This window comes from Gemmatimonadales bacterium, from assembly GCA_036265815.1.
In the GTDB taxonomy this organism is placed as follows: domain Bacteria; phylum Gemmatimonadota; class Gemmatimonadetes; order Gemmatimonadales; family GWC2-71-9; genus CAVVWJ01.
Map to the genome: position 1 here is coordinate 1 of DATAOI010000068.1, position 3,720 is coordinate 3,720.

Genomic DNA, 3,720 nt, shown 5'->3' on the forward strand with positions numbered 1-3,720 from the left:
AAGCCTCACCGTCCCGTGCAAGACGGCACAAGAGCGGGAACACGCGCGTGTCCTGCCGCTCGCCCGCGAGGTGGAGGAGGACGAAGATTGCCCTCGCAGCCTCATCCGACCGATCCACACCGCTGGCGAAGCGCTCCAGTATGCCGAGCAGTTCAGGGGCGACCTCATCCCAGTGGTCGAGTGCCCATTCCGCGGCTTCCTGCGGGAGATCATTCTCGGTGCTCGCGAAGGCTTGGATCGCGGTCTCAAGGTCCATAGAGGTCCTCCGTCTCTCCGCAAGCAGGTGCGGTTGGCGGTGGCCAGTGGTGGTGTGCTCGTCAGATGTTGACGTGTGGCGCGGCTGTCCAGCGCTGGTTATGCCGCAGCAGTCGCCAGAGCGTCCCGTGCGGTCTTCCAGTTCCAGGCCAGCAACTCGTCCAGTCGGTTGACCGGCGTGCGCCCCGAGATCATCCGCTCGAGCACATCCACCAGATAGGTCTGCGGATCGAGGTCGTTCAGCTTCGCCGTGTTGATCAGACTGGCCAGGATCGCCCAGGTCCGGGCTCCGCTCTCACTCCCAGCGAAGAGTGCATTCTTACGGCCAAGTGCAATCGGCCGCATGGTCCGTTCAACCGTGTTCGTGTGTGTGCCTTGTCAAGGTGCACTGCTCTCCCTGGTGGAAACCCAGGCCGGCACACTCTCGCTCCAGCCGGAAGCACTCGGGGCGGATCAGGAGGCGACGAATGGTCTGAAGCACCCCGAGAAAAGACCCCGTAAGGGGGACAGCGGACCGTGCGGGCCGCAACGCGAGTGAACACCGAGCAGGCCTCGAAACAGTCAATGTGGGAGCCGACCCGCCACACTAACGGGGAAGGCCGTCGTCGCCGGCGAAGCGAGCGAGACAGGCAGCCGGCGATCCCACCGGGGTAGTGGTGGCGGCACGCACGGGACATGGGCAGTGCGCAACAAGGGAAGTCTGCGGACGTGGGGTGGAGCGGCATCTCCATGCCAACGGTGAACCCGCAAGGGCCAGCACCGGCGACCGCAGATGGCGGATGGGCTCGTAGTACCGTCGAGGCCGGGTAACGCCGGCGGAGGGAAGGGGCCCTGACCCGATCCGAGCGAGGGAAGGGCCGACAGCCCGGTGATTGACCATGGGTCTACCAACACCCGCTGCAACGGTTGAGACGCTCCGGACCTCGCTGCAGGCGAAAGCGAAGGCTGAACCGGCCTTCCGCTTCTACTCCCTCTGGGACAAGGTCTGCCGCAAGGACGTCCTGCAGGACGCCTACGGACGCTGCCGCGCCAACGCGGGGGCGGCCGGGGTGGACCGCGTGAGCTTTGCCCAGATCGAGGCCCAGGGTAGCGAGCGGTGGCTGGAAGAGCTGCGGGAGGAGCTGATTTCGGGACAGTACGCGCCCAAGCCCCTCCTGCGCGTGTGGATACCGAAGAGCAACGGAGGGCGTCGGCCACTCGGCATCCCGTGCATCGCCGACCGCGTGGTCGGGATGGCGGCGCTGCTGGTGATCGGTCCCATCTTCGAGGCGGACCTGCTGCCGCAGCAGTACGGCTTCCGCCCCGGGTTGGACGCCAAGATGGCCCTCCGCCGGGTCTACTGGCACGTGACGCAGCACGGGCGGCGGGAGGTGGTCGACGCGGATTTGCGCGACTACTTCACTTCGATCCCGCACGCGCCCTTGATGCGCTGCCTGTCCCGCCGCATCGCCGATGGGCGTCTCCTCCACACCATCAAGGGCTGGCTAACGGCCCCCGTGGTGGAGTTCATCGGCGAACGCGCGGTGCAGACCACCGAGGCGCGCCGGACCAAGCGGGGCGTGCCGCAGGGCGGAGTGATCTCGCCCTTGGTGGCGAACCTGTACTTCCGGCGCTTCCTGCTGGCCGGCATGGTCATGGCCACCGGGACCAGCTCGACGCCCATGTCGTCAACTACGCCGACGACTTCGTCATCTGCTGCCGTCCCGGCAACGCCGAGGCGGCGCTGGCGAGGACGCAGGCGCTGATGACGCGGCTCGGGCTGGAGGTGAACACGGCCAAGACCCGGATCGCCCGGTTGCCCGAGGAGGCGTTCGACTTCCTCGGCTACACGATCGGCCGCTTCCACGGCAAGGACGGGCGCGCCTACATCGGCACCCGGCCGTCGCGGAAGTCGGTCAAGGGCCTGCTCCGACGGATCCACGAGCGGACCACGCGGCAATGGTACCCGGACACCCCGGAGAGCACGGTGGCCCGTATCAGCAGCCTGCTTCGCGGCTGGTGCGGCTACTTCGACCAGGGCCCGGTCATGGACATCTATGACCGCGTCCGGACCTACACGGAGCGGCGTATCCGGCGCTGGTTGATGCGCCGCACGGGACGACGAGGCACCGGGTTCCGCCAGATCCCGGACGAGTGCCTCTACGGGACACTCGGCCTCTACCGCGTCCCGATGCGGCGCGCCGACCTGCCGAGAGCGAAGGTCTGATGGATCGGGAGAAAGCCGGATGCGGGAAATCCGCACGTCCGGTTTGACGAGCGGGGACGGGAAACGGAGCGTTGCCACACAAGGCCCAAGCTACCGCGCCCGTCCTCGACTCTACCCACCTCGATCCGACCGTCCTCCAAGAACACGATGAGACCAGCCCAGTGGCCGAGCATATATTTGATCGCCTCAACCAAGCTCGACCGGCTCGGAAGCTCGGCCAAGGCGGTCATCAAGGTCGTCTTCAGGGCATCCATGATCGGCTTCGTCTCGGCCTGCCGGACGGCGCGCCGCTCCTCGGCGCTGCGCCCTCGGATCTGCGCCTCGATCGCATAAACCTCGCCCAAGCTGGCGATGACGTCGCGCGCGAGTGGAGCGTGAGTGGCCTTGTAGACGGCGACGAACTTGCGACGGGCATGGGCCAGACAGAACGCGAGTTGGATCTGGGGATGACGGCGGGCCAGCCCCTTGTAGCTGCCATAGCCGTCCACCTGGAGAATGCCTGTGAAGCCTTGGACCTGGGAGGCGAGATCCGCCATCGAGCGCCCCTCGGCATAAACATAAGCGACCGCGGGCGGGGCCGGGCCGCCCCACGGGCGATCATCAACAGCATGGCTCCAGAACTGGCCCCGTTTGGTCTGCCCGCGTCCCGGATCGAGGACGGGCATTGGCGTCTCATCGCTGAACACGCGTGATCCGGCGAGGATGGCGGCCAGCTGGCGTTCGTAGAGCGGCTTCAGCCACCACGCGGCCCGCTTCATCCACAGCGCCAGGGTCGAGCGGTCGAGGCGCACGCCTTGACCCTTGAAGATCTGAGCCTGCCGATACAGCGGGATGTGCCAGGCGAACTTGGAGACCGCGACATGGGTGATCAGCGCGGTTGTGGCCATGCCGCCCTCGACCAGGCGGGGCGGGCTCTTGGCCTGGACGATCGCTCCCTCACAGGTCCGGCACGCGTACTTCGGGAAGATCGTTCGCTTCACCCGCACAAAGGCTGGGACCACGTCGAGAGCCTCGCGCGTCTCCTCGCCAATCCGATGGAGCGCCCCGGAGCAGCAGGGGCAGACCGTGGTCTCGGGCTCGATCACCTCCTCGCACCGCGGCAGATGCTTGGGAAGCGCGCCGATATTGCGCATTGCCGGCCGGCGGGGTCGATCCGCCTTGCGCTCAGCCATGCCCTCATCGTTGGCGGGCGGTGGCGGAGGGGTGGGCCCGACGGCCAGATCCTCGAGATCGAGCGGGAGCTGGGCGACGTCGATCAC

Annotated in this window: 4 protein-coding genes and 1 pseudogene; 2 read left to right on the plus strand and 3 right to left on the minus strand. The window is 67.2% G+C overall.

The window, feature by feature from the left end; all coding sequences use genetic code 11:
* A partial coding sequence (locus VHR41_15110) for a hypothetical protein (GenBank protein ID HEX3235527.1) occupies positions 1-256 on the minus strand: 256 nt, incomplete at its 3' end.
* 98 nt (positions 257-354) lie between these two features.
* A pseudogene (locus VHR41_15115) lies at positions 355-621 on the minus strand (transposase domain-containing protein).
* Between the two features lie 512 nt (positions 622-1,133).
* On the opposite strand from VHR41_15115, the gene VHR41_15120 reads away from it, so the two are divergent.
* Both VHR41_15120 and VHR41_15125 read left to right on the plus strand, forming a co-directional pair.
* On the plus strand, positions 1,134-2,000 hold the full coding sequence (locus VHR41_15120; protein ID HEX3235528.1) for a reverse transcriptase domain-containing protein: 867 nt from the start codon (positions 1,134-1,136) through the stop codon (positions 1,998-2,000).
* Positions 2,000-2,461 (plus strand): group II intron maturase-specific domain-containing protein, encoded by a 462-nt coding sequence (locus tag VHR41_15125; GenBank protein ID HEX3235529.1) that lies wholly within the window; start codon positions 2,000-2,002, stop codon positions 2,459-2,461. Before VHR41_15120 ends, VHR41_15125 begins: the two co-directional genes overlap by 1 nt.
* On the opposite strand, the gene VHR41_15130 is transcribed toward VHR41_15125, so the two are convergent.
* The coding region (locus VHR41_15130; GenBank protein HEX3235530.1) for an IS66 family transposase at positions 2,413-3,720 on the minus strand (1,308 nt) is incomplete at its 5' end. The genes VHR41_15125 and VHR41_15130 overlap by 49 nt on opposite strands.

Excerpts from the sequence above, each read along its gene's own strand:
- VHR41_15125 (HEX3235529.1), top strand. The coding sequence starts at position 2,000 with ATGACGCGGCTCGGGCTGGAGGTGAACACGGCCAAGACCCGGATCGCC.
- VHR41_15120 (HEX3235528.1), top strand. The coding sequence starts at position 1,134 with ATGGGTCTACCAACACCCGCTGCAACGGTTGAGACGCTCCGGACCTCG.